The organism is Roseovarius mucosus (assembly GCF_002080415.1).
GTDB lineage: Bacteria > Pseudomonadota > Alphaproteobacteria > Rhodobacterales > Rhodobacteraceae > Roseovarius > Roseovarius mucosus_A.
Genome location: NZ_CP020474.1, coordinates 1,107,896 through 1,125,386, shown reverse-complemented (window position 1 = coordinate 1,125,386; position 17,491 = coordinate 1,107,896). Strand labels below are relative to the sequence as shown.

Below are 17,491 nucleotides of genomic sequence, written 5' to 3'. Positions count from 1 at the left end.
TGGAGTGAATGATGGCGTTCTTCTGGGGTGAGTGTTGCAGCTTACCTTGCGTCAGTTCAAGTCCGGTTTTCCATACCGGCGCAGTATGACGCCGCTCAGGTTTGGCCCATGATCAGAGGTCAGACAGCAAAGCGGGACAGCGCATCGCAGAATACATCCGCATCGACATTGCCGCCAGAAATGGTGACGAAAACCGCCTCGCCCTCGATCTGATCGGCCCGAAAAAGGGCGGCCGCCAGCGCCACGGCACCGCCCGGTTCTGCCACCAGTTTAAGCCGGGAAAAGGCCAGCGCCACCGCGTGCAGCGCCTCATCCTCGCTCACCACCAATCCCGGACCGCACAGCCGCTGCATGATCGGAAAGGTGATGTTCCCCGGCTGCGGCGTGATGATGGCATCGCAGAGACTGCCCGCGGTGCGGGCGTTACGCTTGATCTCGCCCGATGCCAGCGAACGGGCGACGTCATCAAAGCCTTCCGGCTCACAAGGGCGCGCGCGCAGCCCCGGCGCGTCCGCCTCAAGCGAAAGGGCGATCCCCGAGGTCAGACCGCCACCGCCGCAGCAAACCAGCACATCGGCGCGGGTAATGCCCATGGCCGCCGCATCCTCGGCAATCTCCAGCCCGATGGTGCCTTGGCCTGCGATCACCTGTGGCTCGTCAAAGGGTTTGATCAGGGTCAGCCCGCGCTCAGAACTCAGCGCCGCGCCGATGGCGTCTCGATCTTCGGTCGCACGGTCATAAAGCACTACCTCGGCCCCCAGCGCGCGGGTGTTGTCGATTTTCATGCGCGGCGCGTCGCCGGGCATGATGATGACACTGGGCACCCCGAACTGCCGCGCCGCCAGCGCCACACCCTGCGCATGGTTGCCGCTGGAAAAGGCGATCACGCCCCGCGCACGGGTGCCCTCATCCAGCGCCGACACAGCCGAGCGCGCGCCGCGATACTTGAAACTGCCGGTATGTTGCAGGCATTCGGGTTTCACGAACACGCGCCGTCCCGCGATCTCGTCCAGAAAGGGCGAAGAGAGCAGCGGCGTGCGCCTTGCATGGCCCGCCAGACGGGTGGCAGCGGCGCGGATCATCGTGATGTCGGTCATTTTGTCAGGTCCAATAGGGCGCGTATTGCGCCGAGGGATTGCGGTTCGTCGAGAAAGGGCACATGGCCCCGGTCGGGCACGGTGGCGGTGATCAGCGCGGGATGACGCGCCTGCATTTTCTCAAAGGTCTCAAGGCTCAGAAGGTCGGAATTCGCCCCTCGGATCGCGGCGGTGGGAATATCGCGCAGCGCGTCGAAAAGTTGCCACAGGTCCACTGCTTCGCCCGCCCCCGCTTGCCCCACCAGCGCATCGCGCAGCCGCGCGTCATAGCGCAGGCCAAGCCCGCCGCCCGGTTTCTCATAGAACATGAACTCTGCCTGTTGCCGCCAGCGACTAAGCGGCACACCGGGAAAGCCAGCGGCATGGACATGGGCAAGCGCGGCGGCGCACTGCTCCAGATCGGCCTGCGCCGGCTCATTGCCCACGTAATCCATGATCCGCTCGATCCCGATGGGGGCCACCTCTGGCCCGATGTCATTGAGCACGACACCGCGCAGGCGTGCAGGCTGCCCATAGGCCAGCGCCATGGCGATCAGCCCGCCGCGCGATGTGCCGATCAGTATCACGCGCTCCAACCCCAGATGGTCCATCAGTTCAATCGCATCCTGCCCTTCGCGCAGGATGTTGTAAGACATGAAATCGGGCGCATGATCCGATTGCCCGCGCCCGCGATAATCCATGCAAATCACGCGGTAGCCCGCCAGATGCGGCGCGACAAAGCTGAAATCGGCGCTGTTGCGCGTCAGCCCCGCAAGGCACAGGATCGGCGCGCCCGCCCCCTCATCAGAGTAATAGAGCGACACGCCGTCCGAGGTGCTAAACCGCCCCATCAGCCGCGCACCAGATCGGGGATGCCTGTGAGGTCGCGCAATTGGTGGCGCGGTGTGGCGGGCAGGCGATCCACCGGATCACCCGCGCGGTTGACCCAAGCGGTCGTAAACCCATAGCCTGCCGCCGCAGACGCATCCCAGCCATTCGACGATACAAAAAGCACCTCATCCGGCGCAGAGCCAAACCGCTGCCCCACCAGATCATAGACCCCCCGCGCCGGTTTGAAGATGCCCACACTCTCCACCGAGAGCACATCATCAAGCACATCGCCAATCCCGGCAGAGTCTACTGCGCCTTGCAACATATCCGGCGATCCGTTCGAGAGAATGGCGGTCTTCATCCCCGCCGCTTTCAGCGCGGCCAGCATGGCGGGTACTTCGGCATAGGCCTCAAGCTCCCAATAGAGCTGCAAAAGCCGCGCGCGCAAGTCGCTGTCGCCCTGCAGCCCCTCCGCCTCCAGCGCCCAATCCAGCCCGTCCTGTGTGACCTGCCAAAACCCGGTGTGTTGCCCCATCACGGCGCGCAGCCAGGTGTATTGCAGCTGTTTCAGCCGCCATTTCTCGGCAATCGCGGGCCAGTGCCGGGCAAAAACCTCGCGTCCCGGCTCGGACGCGGCATTGCGCGCGGCGGCGGCCACGTCAAAGAGCGTGCCATAGGCATCAAAAATGCAGGTGGTAATCGGCATCGTGTCCCCTCGTTCGTTGCGCGCAGACTGTCACGGAACGTCAGAGGGGGAAAGACCCCGAACACCACGGCCGCGTCAGAGTTTGGGCATCGGTTTGCAAATCCGGATCAGCTTGCCTAAATTGACAGGTAGTCGTCTCAAGCACCCGCGCAATCCTTGCGTGGCCTTGCAAACCCATCCCCCTTCACAACAGATTGGAAATCCCATGACGCAGGTCAAATCGGGCGATACTGTCCGCATTCATTACACCGGCACGCTGGCCGATGGTGCCACCTTTGATTCGAGCGCGGGCCGCGATCCGCTGGAATTCACCGTAGGCTCGGGCCAGATCATCCCCGGCCTTGATGCCGCGATCCCCGGCATGACCGTGGGTGACAAGAAAACCGTTCAGGTGCCCGCCGATATGGCCTATGGCCAGCCGGATCCCAATGCCCGGCAGGCCGTGCCCCGCGCCGATATCCCGGCGGAAATCCCGCTTGATCCGGGCACACAGTTGCAGATGCAGACGCCGCAGGGTCAGGTGCTGCCGGTAACGGTGGCCGAAGTCTCCGACACCGAAGTCGTGCTGGATGCCAACCACCCGCTCGCAGGCAAGGACCTGACCTTTGCCATCGAACTGGTGGCCATCGGCTAGGCCTCCAAGTGCCAAGGGGCGCGACCGGAGTTTTCCGGGGCGTGATGCGCTGATCGAAACCACACCCGTCCCGGGCGTGACCCGGGACCTCACCGCAGCAGCGTGGAGGCCCCGGCTCGAAGGCTGGGGCGATGTGACCCCGATCAGGCGCAATCTGCTCTGATCCCGGTCGCGCGCGCCCTCATTTCATCAGGTTGTCAACATCCGCCAATCCGATGCCGGGGCTGTAGATATAACGCAGCTGCTTGGTCTTGCGCCCCGATTGGGTCCGCTCGGTCCAGATATATTCCATCGAACCGGGACGGCCTTTGTAGGTAAAGGACACTCTGGTCACTCGGATCGTCACCGTGAACCGCGTTGTCTTGCCGCCCATATGCTGCGCCATCTTGTAGCTTTTGGTCATGCCGCTGCTCCATGGGCCGACCGGCACAAAGCCGTCACCGGTGAAATATCTGTTGGCCGCGCCCGGTCGCTTGTCGAGCACCCGCGCCAGGGCCGTGCCATCCGGGCGCAGCGTGTAATAGCTGGTCTTGGTGCCGGATTTCTCACGTTTCGTGCGCACATAGATCGTCATGCGCTGGCCTGTCACCGGATGGGTCCAACGGCGCGGCCCCTGAATCCGCCGCGCCCCGACGGTGCGATCAATCCGATCCCCGAATTTCGCGCCGGGCACCCCCGCCCAGAGCCCAAACCCAAGCTGCGCCGATGCCCCTGGCAGCTGGATCACCGGCATATCCGGCACGCATCCGGCGACCGCCGTGACTGCGCCGCCAGCAAGTGCGGCGATGAAAGAGCGCCGACTGAGGTGTGGTGTCGTCATGACCCGTTCCTTTTCGTCATTCAATGAGCGTGTTGATGATCTCGTTTCGTGAAAACGTGCCGCCCCGCGAAATATTCCGGGGCAGGGGCAGAATTCTATCAAGCATCTGATATAAAATGGAAATTATGGTGGGCTTGACTGACGCCCATCGCCTCTTGGCGGGCGCTTAGCCGATATCGAGCAGCACCGCGCCTGCGCGCCCCGGTGTCATCACCGCCTCATGCGCTTTGGCGCAATCCGTCAGCGGCAGGCGCATCGCAATCTCTGGGCGCAGCGTGCCCGCCCCAAGTGCGGCATGCAGCCGGGCAATCGCCGCCTCGCGGGCGGGCCATGGCAGGATATAGATCAGCGTGATGTCGATCTTGAGCGCCTTGAAAAGATATGGCCCAAACGGCAGCGTCGGTGCTATGTCCTTGCCTGATCCATAGGCGGCGATGGTGCCGTTGGGGGCCATCACCTCGGCCAGCAAAGCGGCGTTCTGGCCAAACTCCACCTCAATTGCACGGGAGACGCCGCGCCCATCCGTCGCCGCCATGATCTGTGCCGCCAGATCCGGATCGGCATAGTCGAACACATGGCGTGCCCCGGCCGCGCGCACCCGCTCCATCGCGGGGGCCGAACAGGTGGCGATCACCTGTGCCCCGGCGGTATGGGCCAGTTGCACGGCATTATGCCCGACCGCCCCCGCGCCCCCCGAGATCAGGATCGTCTGTCCCGCCACATCGCCGCCGCCAAACACCGTCTGCACCGCCGTGAGGCCGGGAATACCAAGCGTCGCGCCGACCTCGAACGACACCTCATCCGGCAAAGGCACGGCTTGCACCGCAGGCAGGGCGATGAATTCGGCGGCGGTGCCATGGCTGCGTTGCCACTGACCGTTCCAGACCCAAACGCGCTGCCCGATGCGCCCCGGATTGACGCCCTCGCCCACCGCAGCAACAACGCCAGCCCCGTCCGAATGTGGGATGATTCGCGGATAGGCCGGTTTCGTGACACCGGGGCGGCTTCCCGCCCGCGCCTTGGCATCCGACGGGTTCACCCCCGAGACATGCAGTCGCACCAGCACCTCGCCCGCAGCGGGCGCAGGCGTGTCTGTTTCATGCAGGCTCAGAACATCATGCGCCGCGCCAAAGCGCGTATAGCTGACCGCGCGCATGCTGCGCGGGATCACTTGGTCCGGCGCAGGCGGATCACCACATCCACCGAGGTGATCTCGGCCCCGTCCGGGGCCTTGGGTAGACGTGCGATTTCCAGCTCGCTCGCCGGGGCGTCGCTCAGCCGATTCTCGTCTTCCCAGTAAAAATGCGGATGATCGACGGTATTGGTGTCAAAATAGCTCTTCGAGCCATCCACCGTCACCTCTTGCAGCAGACCCGCATCGCAAAAGGCGCGCAGCGTGTTATAGACCGTAGCCAAGGACACCGCCTCGTCACTGTTTTGCGCGTCGGCATAAAGGCTCTCGGCGGTCACATGGCGGTGTTTGCCATCGCCGATCAGCAAAGTGGCCAGCGTCATGCGCTGCCGCGTGGGCCGCAATCCTGCATCGGAAAGCCATTTTCCGGCAATCGTTCCGGCCTCAGTGGTCATCGTGTCATAGGCTGTCATCGTCTCGTTCATCCCGTGTTTCATCCAATATAGTGCCTGCATGGGGGTGGTTTCAATTAATTTCCTGCACTGGGCAATTCGAGGTGCGGTGATGTCGCAGGCTTGCATGCGCCTTTTGCAGGATGATAGAGGGGGCAGTGACCGGTATTTGCAATGAAGGGGGCCGCCTGCATGGCCGATTATCCAAGCAGCTTCGACCGTGACGACCTGCTTAAATGTGCCCGGGGCGAGTTGTTCGGACCGGGCAATGCCCAGTTGCCCGAACCGCCCATGTTGATGATGGATCGCATCACCGAGATTTCCGGTGATGGCGGTGCCCATGGCAAGGGGCATGTGGTGGCAGAGTTCGACATCACCCCGGACCTGTGGTTCTTCAAATGCCATTTTCCCGGCAACCCGATCATGCCCGGCTGTCTGGGTCTTGACGGCCTCTGGCAATTGACCGGCTTCAACCTTGGCTGGCGTGGCTGGCAGGGGCGTGGCTATGCGCTGGGCGTGGGCGAGGTCAAACTCACCGGCATGGTGCGACCCGACCGCAAGATGCTGACCTATTACGTGGATTTCACCAAGGCGGTGCAGACACGGCGCCTGACCATGGGTGTGGCCAATGGAAGGGTCGAGGCGGATGGCGAGGTGATCTATCAGGTCACGGATATGAAGGTCGCGCTGTCGGAAAACTGAGCGGACACAGAGGGGCAGGGCGAATGCGTGGATGGATTGCGGCCCTCGTAAGCATCATCGCCTATCCCGCCACCGCCTGTCCCGAAGGCCAGACAGCTTTCCTCACCTGCGACATGGAGCGAGGCAGCAAGGCGCTCAGCGTCTGCCGCAGCGAGACCGAGGTCAGTTACCGCTTTGGCCCCAAAGGCGGCACGCCAGAGCTGGCGCTGACACGCCCCATCGGCGACGGGGCCGAACTCGTGCCATGGCCCGGCATCGGTCGCACCATCTGGGAGGCGGTGCGCCTGCGCAACAACGCCGTGATTTACGAGGTCTATGCAGGGTTCGATAAGTTCGACGCAGTCGACGACAGCAAACCCGACAGCCGCTTTGGCGGCGTGGTGGTGTTGCAGGACGGCAAAGGCGAGATTGCGCACCTTAAATGCCGCGCCGGAACCGTAAATTACAGCTTTTGATCCCGCTTCGTCCCCATGATCTGGGGCAGTAAAATCCCCCCTACCCAAAACCTTGCGGCTGGCCTATAGTGGCTGTGGATAACTGGGCATCAGACCCATGATCCAAGAGGCAAGGACAGAAAAGGGGGACGGCCAATGCGCTGCCCGTTTTGCGGAAATATCGACACACAGGTCAAGGATTCGCGCCCAGCGGAAGAGCATGTCTCGATCCGCAGGCGCAGGTTTTGCCCGGGCTGCGGCGGTCGTTTCACCACCTATGAGCGCGTGCAACTGCGCGATCTGGTAGTTGTGAAATCCAATGGTCGGCGCGAGGATTTCGACCGCGACAAGCTGGAACGCTCGATCCGCATCGCGCTCCAGAAACGACCCATAGAGCCCGAGCGCATCGAACAGATGATTTCGGGCATCGTGCGACGGTTGGAAAGCATGGGCGAGACCGATATTCCCTCGAAAACCGTGGGCGAGATCGTGATGGAAAGCCTCGCACGGATCGACACCGTGGCCTATGTGCGCTTTGCCAGCGTCTACAAGAACTTTCAGGAAGCGGATGATTTCGACCGCTTCGTCAGCGAATTGCGGCCCGAGGACGCGGCCCATAATCCCAAACCGGACGCGTGACCGGCGCCGACGCCCGCTTTATGGCGCTGGCCCTGTCGCTGGGGCGGCGGGGGATGGGCCAATGCGCGCCCAACCCCGCCGTGGGTTGCGTCATCGTGCAGGGCGGGCGCATCGTCGGGCGTGGCTGGACCTCGCCGGGCGGGCGGCCCCATGCCGAACCTCAGGCGCTGGCACAGGCGGGGGAACTGGCGCGCGGGGCCACGGCCTATGTCTCGCTCGAACCTTGCGCCCATCACGGCCAAACCCCACCCTGCGCCGAGGCACTTATTGCGGCGGGCATTGCGCGGGTCGTGGCCCCGTTTGACGACAATGACCCGCGCGTCGCCGGCCGGGGCTTTGCCATGCTGCGCGCGGCGGGCATCGAGGTGCGCACCGGCGTCATGGCAGAACAGGCCGGGCGTGATCTGGCCGGGTTCCTCATGCGCAACGAAATCGGGCGGCCCCTTGTGACGCTCAAACTCGCCTCGAGCTTTGATGGCCGCATCGCCACCGCGACCGGACACAGCCAATGGATCACCGGTCCAGAGGCGCGGCGCGTGGTCCACGGCCTGCGCGCCCGCCATGACGCGGTGATGGTGGGGGCAGGGACCGCGCGGGCAGATGATCCGCAACTCACCGTGCGTGACATGGGCGCGCGCCGCCAACCGGTGCGGGTCGTGGTCTCGCGCCGCCTTGATCTGCCGCTCCTCAGCAATCTCGCCCGCACAGCGCGCGATGTGCCGCTCTGGCTCTGCCACGGGCCACATGTCGATCCGGCGCTGGTCAAGGCTTGGCAGGGCATTGGCGCACTGCTCTTGCCCTGCGAGGTGACACAAGGCCAGGTCGATCCAGCCTCGGTGCTCCATGCGCTCGGGGCCGAAGGGCTGACGCGGGTCTTCTGCGAAGGTGGCGGGGCGCTCGCGGCATCGCTCCTGTCGGCAGGGCTGGTGGATGAGTTGGTGGGCTTTACCGCAGGCTTTGCCATCGGGGCCGAAGGTCTGCCGGGCGTCGGCGCTCTGGGCCTCGCGCGGCTGGACGAGGCCCCGCGCTACCGGCTGGTAGAAACCCGCGCGTTGGGCGGCGATGTGATGCACCGCTGGTCCCGCGCCTGACGCCAAGCCACGCACCCCACCCGGTGTTTGATCTGACAGGGTTTGCCACCGCACGCCGTCCTTCGACGGCGCGCGCTCGCGTGCCTTATTCCGCCGCGATTGCCAGCGCGTGATACGCCTTGATACGCTGGCAGGGCGACAACACCAAAGGGCGCGGCTTGATCGCGCGCACATTCATGTCCAGCACTACGATCTTGTCGCAAAGACCGTTCTCTCGCGTGTTCTTCTCGACGGTTTCGAACTCTGTTGAGGTCGCAAAGGCGATCTCATGCTGAAGCCCCATATGGTCGCGCAACCGCGCGACATAAGCCAGCCGCGGATGGCCGTCGACTGCGGCAACGCGACGCTCCCGCGCCAGCGCGAGAAGGTTGGGTCCAACAGCAGGGTCCTTGATCGGCGTATGTCCAGACAGAGTTTCCATGGGTGTGCCCTTTACCAAGTGAGGTGGAAATGAAGTTAGGCTGTGAGAGACCGTCGCAGAGGTATCGAAGGTGATCGACATGCCCGACAGGGGCGACAGCCCCCGGAACGCGCGTCGATGAGACTGGAATTCAAGAGACCGCCATCCGTCAGACTGGCACGGCTGCCTCTGTATTCGTAGACGATTTTCAGCGACTTACGCATTTGGATTTGGCCTCGCGCGTGTGTGGCAACGTCTTGCACAACTTCAGTATGCACCTAGCCTGCGGGCTTTGCATGGTCTCCAAAGATACTTTGAGTGATCTCTCGACAGCGCGGCGCGCCTTTGCGCTGGGCCGCCCCCATACCCGACAGGTCGCGAGCCCGCGCCGGACATTCTTGCAGGTCGCGCCTAGCGCGTTAGAAACTGCGGCCTTCGGGCCGCAGTCTCAAGCACGCGGCAAGTGAGGGGCTCAGCCCAGTTCTGCCAACCGCGCCAAGGCTGCGCGCAGTTTGCTGTCCTCTTCCTCGCGCAGGGCCAGGTTCTCGCGCGCCTCTTCCACCACCTCTTCGGGGGCAGAGGCCACGAAATTGGGGTTGTTCAGCCGCCCGCGCAGCCCGCCCAATTCCTTTTCCAGCTTGGCCAGCGTCTTTTCCAGCCGCGCCTTTTCCTCGGCCACGTCAATGATATCGGCCAATGGCAGGCCAAAGCTGCCGCCCTCTACCGCCACGGTGACACAGCCCTTGGGGAAGCCATCCACATCGCTCAGGCTCTCAACCCGCGCCAGACGCTTGATCATCACCTCATTGCGCGCCCAGGCCGCGCGCCCGGCCTCGTTCAACTCTGTCACCAAGAGCGGCACATAAAGCCCCGCAGGCACATGCATCTGCGCGCGCGCCGAACGGATTTGCTCGATCAGGGCAATCACCCAATTCATCTCGCGGTCCGCCTCGGCGTCGATCAACTCGGCCCCATAGGTCGGCCAATCGCCATGCACCAGCATCTTCGCGCGCGTGCCCAGCGTGCCCCACAGCTCCTCGGTCACAAAGGGCATGATCGGGTGCAAAAGGATCAGACATTGGTCAATGACCCACGCCATCGTCGCCTGTGTTTCCGCCTTGGTCGCGGCATCGCCATCCAGCAAAAGCGGCTTGGAAAACTCGACATACCAGTCACAGACCGTGCCCCAGACAAAGGCATAAAGCGCGTTGGCGGCATCGTTGAAGCGGAAGTTTTCCAGCGCCTCATCGACGGCGGCACGCGTCTTTGCGGTCTCGCCGATGATCCATTTGTTGACCGTCGCGGTGGGGGCGGGCACCGTGCCCGCGCTGCCCACGGCGCCATTCATCTCGGCAAAGCGCGCGGCATTCCACAGTTTCGTGGTGAAATTGCGATAGCCCGCGATGCGCTCTTTGCTGAGCTTCAGATCGCGCCCCATGGCCGCCATCGACGTCAGCGTGAACCGCACGGCATCGGTGCCATAATCCTCGATCAGGTCGAGCGGATCGAGCACATTGCCAAGGCTCTTGGACATTTTCTTGCCCTTCTCGTCGCGCACGAGAGCATGGACATAGACATGGGCAAACGGCTTTTGCCCGACCACGGCATATTGCATCATCATCATCCGGGCGACCCAGAAAAAGATGATGTCAAACCCGGTGATCAGAACCGAAGTGGGGAAGTATTTCTGCAATTCCGCCGTATCCTCGGGCCAGCCCAGCGTGCCGATGGGCCAGAGGCCAGAGGAAAACCACGTGTCGAGAACGTCGGGATCACGCCAGACCGGATAGACCAGATGGGTCGGGTCTTGGGTGGCGGTGTAATCGGCCAGCGCACTCGCCAAACGGTGCAAGGCGGCCTCGCGGCTCTCGACCTCGACCACCTGCATCGACGCCAGCGGCACCGGCAGATTTGCCAGACGGTCGTGAAACGCTGCCGTAACTCCCTCGAAATCGGCCCCGCATTCCATCAGCGGCCCCAAATGCCCCTCATTCAACAGCCGCAGCATCTCTACCAGATCAAGCGTGCCATCACCCTCGTCATCGTGGAACTCCGGCGCGCTCAGGTCAAAACCATACCACACCGGAATCTGATGCCCCCACCAGAGTTGCCGCGAGATGCACCAAGGCTCGATATTCTCCAGCCAATGGAAATAGACCTTGCGATCACTCTCCGGCAGAATCGTCACCTCGCCCGAGCGCACGGCATCCAGCGCGGGGCCCACGATCTTGGCGGTATCGACAAACCACTGATCGGTCAGCATCGGCTCGATCACCACCTTGGAGCGGTCGCCAAAGGGCTGCATGATCGGCTTGGCCTCGACAAAGGGGACCAAACCCCCGTCATCCTCGGGCTCGCCCCGAGGATCTTCCGCCTCCTGAGATCCTCGGGTCGTGCCCGAGGATGAAGCAGGCACCATCACCGCCAGCCCTTCGGCCGTGATCTCCTCGACGACACGCTTGCGTGCCTCGAACCGGTCCAGCCCACGCAGATGGTTGGGGATGAGGTTGAGCGTATCAATCTCTTCGGCCGTAAATGCAGCCCCTTCTGCAATCTCCTGCGCGCGCGCCGCGCACTCGGCATAGGGCGCGCCATCGGCCCGCATCTGCGCGCGCGTGTCCATCAGGCGATACATCGGGATGCCATTGCGGCTGGCCACGCCATAATCGTTGAAATCATGCGCGCCGGTGATCTTGACCGCACCCGAGCCGAAATTGGGGTCGGGATACTCATCCGTGATGATCGGAATGAGGCGGCGATGTTCCTTGGGCCCCACCGGAATTTCGCAAAGCATGCCGACGATGGGCGCATAGCGCGCATCCGACGGATGCACCGCCACCGCCCCATCGCCCAGCATGGTTTCGGGCCGCGTCGTGGCGATGGAAATGTAATCGCGCGTCTCGCGCAGGGTCACATTGCCGTCGGCGTCCTTTTCGACATACTCATAAGTCTGCCCACCCGCGAGCGGATATTTGAAATGCCACATATGGCCCGCCACCTCGATATTCTCGACCTCCAGATCGGAAATCGCCGTCTCGAAATGCGGGTCCCAATTGACCAGCCGCTTGCCGCGATAGATCAGACCCTTGTTGTACATATCGACAAAGACCTTGATCACCGCGTCATGGAAATTGCCCTCTTCGCCCGCAGGCGCGCCCGGCGCGCCCGACATGGTAAAGGCATTGCGCGACCAATCGCAGGAGGCACCCAACCGCTTTAACTGATTGATGATCGTGCCGCCCGATTGCGTCTTCCACTCCCAGACCTTCTTGAGAAACTCCTCACGCCCCATCTCGCGCCGCGTGGGTGCGCCCTCGGCGGCCAGCTTGCGCTCGACCACCATCTGCGTGGCAATCCCTGCGTGATCCTGCCCCGGTTGCCATAGCGTGTCATGGCCCCGCATCCGGTGCCAGCGGATCAGAATATCCTGCAAGGTGTTGTTGAACGCATGGCCCATGTGCAAGCTGCCCGTCACATTGGGCGGCGGAATCATGATGCTGAATGTTTCGGCCCCCGGCGCGGCATTGGCCCCAGCCCGGAACGCGCCCGCATCCTCCCACGCCTGATAAAGCCGCGTCTCGGCCTCGGCCGCATTGAATGTCTTTTCCATCGCCATGACGTCGTGATCCTGCAAAATCGAGGGTTTGCCCTGCTCTAGCGAATGTGACGGCAAAGGAAAAGGCGCGGTGCGGGAAAATCGACCCGCCCCCGGTTTCACCGTTCCGCAAATACGCAAATCCCGGCCGCGCCTCACGCGCCCCGGTCAAGTTTCGTGCTCAGGTGAATAAGGCTCTCTGATCCGCGCACGCCCTTGGCCTCGCCGATCCGGTCCAGCGTTTCATCCAGCGCCTCGGTGGTCTCGGCCTCCAGCGTCACAATAAGGTCGAACCGCCCCGAGGTGGTATGCACCCGCCGCACCTGCGGCAAGGATTTGAGCCGCGCCAACACCGCAGGGCCAGAGCGCGGCTCGATACTGACAAGCGCGGTGGCGCGCAGGGCAGGGCGGGCGCTCTGGCTCAGCCGCACGCTATAGCCCGTAATGATCCCGGCGTTTTCCAAGCGCTCCAGCCGCGCCTGCACCGTGGTCCGCGCCAGACCCAGACGGCGCGCCAATGTCGCCACCGGCAGGCGGGCGTTTTCCTGCAAGAGCGCGATCAGCGCGCGATCAGTTTCGTCGGTTTGCATTGTGCCTCCGTCAATACGACGAAAATTTCCTGCAATCTATACGAAACGCCGCCCTGAATCGACGAGATTTCGCAGCACACTCAAAGAAAACACGCAGCAGATTGAGGTATGCCCATGAAAAACGCCGCCCCTTGGTCCGATCCGCGCGCGCATCTGATGCGCCAAACCCCCGATGCGGCGTTGCTCTATTTCTCGCCCGACCAATTGCAAGCCACCGCACAGGCCTTTCAGGCCGGGTTTCCGGGCCTTGTGACCTATGCGGTCAAGGCCAATCCGGGGGCCGAGGTGCTGGCCAATCTGGTGGCGGCGGGCATCACCGCCTTTGACGTGGCCAGCCCCGAGGAAATGCGCGCCGTGCGCAGCGTTTGCCCGGCTGCCGTGCTGCATTACAACAACCCCGTGCGCTCTGTCCCCGAGATCGAGGTCGCGGCGCACATGGGCGCGCGGTCCTATTCCATCGACGACATGCGCGAATTGGACAAGCTGACGGGGCGGATTGCACCGGATGCCGAAATCACCGTGCGGCTTGCCCTGCCGGTGCGGGGGGCTGCCTATGATTTCGGGGCCAAGTTCGGCGTCGGGCCAGAGCGCGCGGCAGAGTTGCTGCGCGTGGTCGCAGACCGTGGCTTTACCCCGTCAATGACCTTTCATCCCGGCACGCAATGCGCCGACCCGGTCGCATGGGGCGCTTATATCGGCGTTGTGGCCGAGGTGGCGCGCAGCGCTGGCGTGCGTCTCGCGCGGCTCAATGTGGGCGGCGGCTTTGCGTCGCATCGCACCGGGACCATGCCGAACCTTGGCGCAATCTTCACCCATATCGGGGCCGAGGTCGCCCGCGTCTTTGGCGCGGATGCCCCGGCGCTGGTGTGCGAACCGGGCCGCGCCATGGTGGCCGAGGCGTTCAGCCTTGCCGTGCGCGTCAAGGCGCTGCGCGAGACCGGCGCGATTTTCGTCAACGATGGCGTCTACGGCGGCCTCACCGAAATCCGCGACATCGGCGCGCCCGACCGGATCACCGTTCTGGCCCCCGACGGCACGCCGCGCACCGGCGCGCCGCACCCGCGCGTGGTCTTTGGCCCCACCTGCGACAGCATTGACCGGCTGCCCGATCCCTTGCCCCTGCCCGGTGATCTGGCCGAGGGCGATTATCTGCTCATCGCAGGCATGGGCGCCTATACCCGCTGCCTCAGTACCGATTTCAACGGCTACGGCCTGCGCGACGTTGTGACCGTGGCGCATCTGTAACGCGCGGCTCACGCCGAATTTCATGGAATCGCAACGGATTTCTGCGCAAACTTACCCCAAGGCCCGGTCGCGCCCGTGATGCAATGGGCGCGCTTTCGGGCGGCAAAGGCGGTGCGTCATGTCATGGCGGGGATGGACCAAAAGCATTCTGGATTGGCTGCGACCGGGGCCAAGCGCGGGGCATCCGGCCTTTGGCCACCGGCGCGGCCCGGTCAATCATGTGCTGATCCTCGATGGCACCATGTCGAGCCTGACACCGGGCTATGAAACCAACGCTGGCCTCACCTATAAATTGCTGCGCGAGGTGTCTGGGGCCAATCTCTCGCTCTATTACGAGGCGGGGATTCAGTGGCGCGACTGGCGCGCAACCGGCGATATCGTCATGGGGCGCGGTATCAATCGCCAAATTCGCCGCGCCTATGGCTATCTCGCCAATCGCTACCGGCCCGGCGACCGGATATTCCTGATGGGCTATTCGCGCGGGGCCTATGCGGTGCGCTCGCTGGCGGGGGTGATCGACCGCATCGGCCTTTTGCGCGCCGAAGAGGCGACCGAACGCAATGTGCATCAGGCCTTTCGCCATTACCGCTGCACGCCGTCGGGCCGCGCCGCACAGGCCTTTGCCCGCGCCCATTGCTACGGCGACACCCATGTCGAGATGATCGGCGTCTGGGATACGGTCAAGGCGCTGGGCCTGCGCATCCCGATCCTGTGGCGCTATCGCGCCGACGCGCATGGCTTTCACAATCATCACCTCGGGCGCACCACGCGGAATGGCTTTCACGCGCTGGCCCTCGACGAGACACGCAAGGCCTATGCGCCCGTCCTCTGGGATTGTCCGCCCAATTTTGGCGGCCATGTCGAACAGGTCTGGTTTCGGGGCTGTCATTCGGATGTGGGTGGGCAACTCTGCGGCATCCACGCCGCGCGCCCCCTTGCCAATATCCCGCTGGTCTGGATGCTCGAGCGGCTAGAGGGCTGCGCGCTGCCATTACCCCAAGACTGGCGCACGCGCTTTCCGCAGGATGCAAACGCGCCCTCCGTCGGCACATGGGTGGGCTGGGGCAAGATCTTTGTGCTGCGCGGTCCGCGCGTGGTGGGGCATGACCCATCCGAGCGTCTGCACGAAAGCGTGGGTGGCCTTGCCCCCCGCCGTTGGGGCGGCCCGCGCCTGACCGGCATGGTCAAGGAACAGGGCGGCACCTGAACGTTCTGCGCCTCACGCTTTCGGGCCGCCCGTCTCTTCCAGTTGCGACAGCAGCATGGTCTGCAATTCCGCCTCCAGCTCTCGCGCGCGGGTGATATAGGCGTCATTTTCCACGGTCGGGCGCGCCGGGTCCCACAGCGCCGCCAATTCCCGCACCGATTGGCGATCATGCTGGTAAAATGTCTTTTCCAGCTCCGCAGCCTCGAATTCCGTCAGCCCCATGTTTTCCAGCACATAGCGCCCCGCGCGCAACGAGCTGTCAAACATCTCGCGCACGATGTCATTGGCCCCCGCCTGATACAGCCGGAACACATGCGTGCGGTCATAGGCGCGGGCGATGATATGCAGGTCCGGGCGCTCGCGCCGGGCAAAGCTCACAAGCCGCACCGTCGCTTCGGGATCATCCAGCGCCGCGACCAAAACCCGCGCCCGCGCCAACCCCGCCGCATGCAACAGGTCAGGCCGCGTCGGATCGCCAAAGAACCCCCGCACGCCAAACCGCCGCATCCGCTCGATGGCCAAAAGGTCGTGATCCAGCACAACGGTTTCAAACCCGCTTGAACGCACCAGCCGATTAACCACCTGTCCAAAGCGCCCGATGCCCGCGATGATCACCGGCCCGGTCTGATCAATCGTATCGGCCTCCGGTGCCTCGCCCCGCTCGCGCAGGTTTCGCGACAGGACATCATAAAGAATGAAGAGAAGCGGCGTGATCAGCATCGTCAGCGCGATCACCAACAGGATCACCTCGCTTAACCCGGCAGGCAGCACATGCTGCTGCACCGAAAAGGCCACGAGAACAAAGCCAAATTCGCCCGCCTGCGCCAGCGACAGCGTAAAAAGCCAAAGATCGCGCCCGCGCAGCGCAAAAATGCGCCCCAGCACATAGAGGATTGCCCCTTTGGTCACGATCACCGCAAGCGCCAATCCCACGATCAACACCGGCGCACCAAAAAGCACCGTAAAATTGATCCCCGCCCCCACGGTGATGAAGAACAGCCCCAACAGCAGCCCTTTGAAGGGGGCAAGATCGCTCTCCAACTCATGTCGGAATTCGCTATTGGCCAGCACGACACCGGCCAGAAACGCCCCCAACGCAGGCGAGAGGCCAACCAGCGTCATCAGGAATGAAATCCCCACCACGATCAACAGGGCAATCGCCGTGAACATCTCGCGCAGCCGCGCGCCATGGATAAAGCGGAATACCGGCCGGGTCAGGTAAACCCCCGCCAGCACAATCGACGCCACCGCCGCAATCGTGACCAGTGTCGCCCCCCAACCGGGCAAAGAGGCGATGAAGCTTTGCGCCGCCTCATGCGGCCCGCTCGCGCCATGCCCCGCCTCAGGCGCGCCGCGCGACAAAAGCTCGCCCATGATCATCTCGGGCGTCTTGGGCAGGGCCAAAAGCGGCAAAAACGCCAGCATCGGGATAACGGCAATATCCTGCGTCAGCAGAACGGAAAAGGCTGATCGTCCGCCCTGCGTCTGCATCAACCCCTTTTCCGACAGGGTTTGTAAAACGATGGCCGTGGAGGAGAGCGCAAAGATCAACCCCACCGCCAAGGCCACGCTCCATCCCATCCCCAAAAGGTAAAGCCCCGCCACCATCACCGTCAGCGTTGTCACGGTGATCTGCAATCCGCCCAGACCCAGCAAGCGGTGCCGCATATTCCAAAGCGCGCGGGGTTCCAGTTCCAGCCCAATGAGAAACAGCATCATCACCACGCCAAACTCGGCGACATGCTGCAATTCTGCGGTCTCATGCCCGCCCACCAGCCCGAAAACCGGCCCGATCAGAATGCCCGCAGCCAGATAGCCCAGCACCGATCCAAATCCCAACCGCGCCGCAATCGGCACGGCGATCACAGTGGCGGCAAGGTAAACCGTGGCCTGAAACAGGAACCCGTCCATCAGCGAATAAGGGCGTAGGTCATTAT

The 17,491-nt window shown here is 63.5% G+C and carries 17 protein-coding genes; 7 read left to right on the top strand and 10 right to left on the bottom strand.

Annotated elements, in window-relative coordinates; all coding sequences use genetic code 11:
- Positions 1 to 119 precede the first annotated feature (119 nt).
- The 3 genes from ROSMUCSMR3_RS05470 to ROSMUCSMR3_RS05460 are packed head-to-tail and all read right to left on the bottom strand — an operon-like array spanning position 120 to position 2,613.
- Complete coding sequence (locus ROSMUCSMR3_RS05470; RefSeq protein WP_081506683.1) at positions 120 to 1,097, bottom strand: threonine ammonia-lyase; 978 nt, start codon at positions 1,095 to 1,097, stop codon at positions 120 to 122.
- Positions 1,094 to 1,927 carry an alpha/beta fold hydrolase gene (locus tag ROSMUCSMR3_RS05465; protein ID WP_081506682.1) on the bottom strand — a complete coding sequence of 278 codons (834 nt, stop codon included), beginning with the start codon at positions 1,925 to 1,927 and terminating at the stop codon, positions 1,094 to 1,096. The genes ROSMUCSMR3_RS05470 and ROSMUCSMR3_RS05465 overlap by 4 nt, the downstream gene beginning before the upstream one ends.
- Positions 1,927 to 2,613: a haloacid dehalogenase type II gene (locus tag ROSMUCSMR3_RS05460; RefSeq protein WP_008280602.1), complete on the bottom strand. Its 687-nt coding sequence runs from the start codon at positions 2,611 to 2,613 to the stop codon at positions 1,927 to 1,929. Before ROSMUCSMR3_RS05460 ends, ROSMUCSMR3_RS05465 begins: the two co-directional genes overlap by 1 nt.
- A 205-nt stretch (positions 2,614 to 2,818) precedes the next feature.
- Between ROSMUCSMR3_RS05460 and ROSMUCSMR3_RS05455 the strand changes: the two genes are divergently transcribed.
- On the top strand, positions 2,819 to 3,247 hold the full coding sequence (locus ROSMUCSMR3_RS05455) for an FKBP-type peptidyl-prolyl cis-trans isomerase (protein WP_008280601.1): 429 nt from the start codon (positions 2,819 to 2,821) through the stop codon (positions 3,245 to 3,247).
- Between the two features lie 181 nt (positions 3,248 to 3,428).
- Here ROSMUCSMR3_RS05455 and ROSMUCSMR3_RS05450 read toward each other — a convergent pair whose 3' ends face one another.
- The 3 genes from ROSMUCSMR3_RS05450 to irrA form a co-directional block, all read right to left on the bottom strand.
- Positions 3,429 to 4,067, bottom strand: coding sequence for a twin-arginine translocation signal domain-containing protein (locus ROSMUCSMR3_RS05450; RefSeq protein ID WP_081506681.1), 639 nt, complete (start codon positions 4,065 to 4,067; stop codon positions 3,429 to 3,431).
- Between the two features lie 166 nt (positions 4,068 to 4,233).
- Positions 4,234 to 5,223, bottom strand: a complete 990-nt coding sequence (locus tag ROSMUCSMR3_RS05445; RefSeq protein WP_081508557.1) for an NADPH:quinone reductase — start codon at positions 5,221 to 5,223, stop codon at positions 4,234 to 4,236.
- Positions 5,224 to 5,234: 11 nt separating this feature from the next.
- The gene (gene irrA / locus ROSMUCSMR3_RS05440) at positions 5,235 to 5,654 is read right to left on the bottom strand and encodes an iron response transcriptional regulator IrrA (protein WP_037297550.1); all 420 of its coding nucleotides are present in this window, start codon (positions 5,652 to 5,654) and stop codon (positions 5,235 to 5,237) included.
- Between the two features lie 189 nt (positions 5,655 to 5,843).
- On the opposite strand from irrA, the gene fabA reads away from it, so the two are divergent.
- From fabA to ribD, 4 genes are all read left to right on the top strand, one after another.
- Positions 5,844 to 6,353 carry a bifunctional 3-hydroxydecanoyl-ACP dehydratase/trans-2-decenoyl-ACP isomerase gene (fabA, locus tag ROSMUCSMR3_RS05435; protein ID WP_008280595.1) on the top strand — a complete coding sequence of 170 codons (510 nt, stop codon included), beginning with the start codon at positions 5,844 to 5,846 and terminating at the stop codon, positions 6,351 to 6,353.
- 23 nt (positions 6,354 to 6,376) lie between these two features.
- Positions 6,377 to 6,808, top strand: a complete 432-nt coding sequence (locus tag ROSMUCSMR3_RS05430; protein ID WP_081506680.1) for a hypothetical protein — start codon at positions 6,377 to 6,379, stop codon at positions 6,806 to 6,808.
- A 135-nt stretch (positions 6,809 to 6,943) separates the two neighbouring features.
- Positions 6,944 to 7,426: a transcriptional regulator NrdR gene (gene nrdR, locus ROSMUCSMR3_RS05425; protein ID WP_008280592.1), complete on the top strand. Its 483-nt coding sequence runs from the start codon at positions 6,944 to 6,946 to the stop codon at positions 7,424 to 7,426.
- A 20-nt stretch (positions 7,427 to 7,446) separates the two neighbouring features.
- Entirely contained in the window at positions 7,447 to 8,517 is a 1,071-nt protein-coding gene (ribD, locus tag ROSMUCSMR3_RS05420) for a bifunctional diaminohydroxyphosphoribosylaminopyrimidine deaminase/5-amino-6-(5-phosphoribosylamino)uracil reductase RibD (RefSeq protein ID WP_081508556.1), read from the top strand.
- 85 nt (positions 8,518 to 8,602) lie between these two features.
- Here ribD and ROSMUCSMR3_RS05415 read toward each other — a convergent pair whose 3' ends face one another.
- The 3 genes from ROSMUCSMR3_RS05415 to ROSMUCSMR3_RS05405 all read right to left on the bottom strand — a co-directional run bounded on the left by ROSMUCSMR3_RS05415 (position 8,603) and on the right by ROSMUCSMR3_RS05405 (position 13,102).
- The gene (locus ROSMUCSMR3_RS05415) at positions 8,603 to 8,938 is read right to left on the bottom strand and encodes a hypothetical protein (protein WP_008280590.1); all 336 of its coding nucleotides are present in this window, start codon (positions 8,936 to 8,938) and stop codon (positions 8,603 to 8,605) included.
- 451 nt (positions 8,939 to 9,389) lie between these two features.
- Entirely contained in the window at positions 9,390 to 12,533 is a 3,144-nt protein-coding gene (locus tag ROSMUCSMR3_RS05410; protein WP_081506679.1) for a valine--tRNA ligase, read from the bottom strand.
- A 134-nt stretch (positions 12,534 to 12,667) separates the two neighbouring features.
- Entirely contained in the window at positions 12,668 to 13,102 is a 435-nt protein-coding gene (locus tag ROSMUCSMR3_RS05405; protein WP_008280588.1) for an Lrp/AsnC family transcriptional regulator, read from the bottom strand.
- Between the two features lie 114 nt (positions 13,103 to 13,216).
- On the opposite strand from ROSMUCSMR3_RS05405, the gene ROSMUCSMR3_RS05400 reads away from it, so the two are divergent.
- The gene (locus tag ROSMUCSMR3_RS05400) at positions 13,217 to 14,347 is read left to right on the top strand and encodes a type III PLP-dependent enzyme (protein ID WP_081506678.1); all 1,131 of its coding nucleotides are present in this window, start codon (positions 13,217 to 13,219) and stop codon (positions 14,345 to 14,347) included.
- Between the two features lie 118 nt (positions 14,348 to 14,465).
- A complete protein-coding gene (locus ROSMUCSMR3_RS05395) occupies positions 14,466 to 15,554 on the top strand; it encodes a DUF2235 domain-containing protein (protein ID WP_081506677.1) in 1,089 nt (362 codons plus the stop codon).
- Positions 15,555 to 15,566: 12 nt separating this feature from the next.
- Here ROSMUCSMR3_RS05395 and ROSMUCSMR3_RS05390 read toward each other — a convergent pair whose 3' ends face one another.
- Entirely contained in the window at positions 15,567 to 17,465 is a 1,899-nt protein-coding gene (locus ROSMUCSMR3_RS05390) for a monovalent cation:proton antiporter-2 (CPA2) family protein (protein WP_081506676.1), read from the bottom strand.
- Between the last annotated feature and the right edge of the window lie 26 nt (positions 17,466 to 17,491).

Bases quoted from the DNA above. Each gene is read 5' to 3' on its own strand.
- ROSMUCSMR3_RS05460 (WP_008280602.1), bottom strand. From the start codon at position 2,613: ATGCCGATTACCACCTGCATTTTTGATGCCTATGGCACGCTCTTTGAC.
- ROSMUCSMR3_RS05445 (WP_081508557.1), bottom strand. From the start codon at position 5,223: ATGCGCGCGGTCAGCTATACGCGCTTTGGCGCGGCGCATGATGTTCTG.
- ROSMUCSMR3_RS05415 (WP_008280590.1), bottom strand. From the start codon at position 8,938: ATGGAAACTCTGTCTGGACATACGCCGATCAAGGACCCTGCTGTTGGA.
- ROSMUCSMR3_RS05465 (WP_081506682.1), bottom strand. From the start codon at position 1,927: ATGGGGCGGTTTAGCACCTCGGACGGCGTGTCGCTCTATTACTCTGAT.
- ROSMUCSMR3_RS05470 (WP_081506683.1), bottom strand. From the start codon at position 1,097: ATGACCGACATCACGATGATCCGCGCCGCTGCCACCCGTCTGGCGGGC.
- ribD (WP_081508556.1), top strand. From the start codon at position 7,447: ATGGCGCTGGCCCTGTCGCTGGGGCGGCGGGGGATGGGCCAATGCGCG.
- ROSMUCSMR3_RS05450 (WP_081506681.1), bottom strand. From the start codon at position 4,067: ATGACGACACCACACCTCAGTCGGCGCTCTTTCATCGCCGCACTTGCT.
- ROSMUCSMR3_RS05400 (WP_081506678.1), top strand. From the start codon at position 13,217: ATGAAAAACGCCGCCCCTTGGTCCGATCCGCGCGCGCATCTGATGCGC.
- ROSMUCSMR3_RS05390 (WP_081506676.1), bottom strand. From the start codon at position 17,465: ATGGACGGGTTCCTGTTTCAGGCCACGGTTTACCTTGCCGCCACTGTG.
- irrA (WP_037297550.1), bottom strand. From the start codon at position 5,654: ATGACCACTGAGGCCGGAACGATTGCCGGAAAATGGCTTTCCGATGCA.
- nrdR (WP_008280592.1), top strand. From the start codon at position 6,944: ATGCGCTGCCCGTTTTGCGGAAATATCGACACACAGGTCAAGGATTCG.
- ROSMUCSMR3_RS05410 (WP_081506679.1), bottom strand. From the start codon at position 12,533: ATGGCGATGGAAAAGACATTCAATGCGGCCGAGGCCGAGACGCGGCTT.
- ROSMUCSMR3_RS05430 (WP_081506680.1), top strand. From the start codon at position 6,377: ATGCGTGGATGGATTGCGGCCCTCGTAAGCATCATCGCCTATCCCGCC.
- ROSMUCSMR3_RS05405 (WP_008280588.1), bottom strand. From the start codon at position 13,102: ATGCAAACCGACGAAACTGATCGCGCGCTGATCGCGCTCTTGCAGGAA.
- fabA (WP_008280595.1), top strand. From the start codon at position 5,844: ATGGCCGATTATCCAAGCAGCTTCGACCGTGACGACCTGCTTAAATGT.
- ROSMUCSMR3_RS05395 (WP_081506677.1), top strand. From the start codon at position 14,466: ATGTCATGGCGGGGATGGACCAAAAGCATTCTGGATTGGCTGCGACCG.
- ROSMUCSMR3_RS05455 (WP_008280601.1), top strand. From the start codon at position 2,819: ATGACGCAGGTCAAATCGGGCGATACTGTCCGCATTCATTACACCGGC.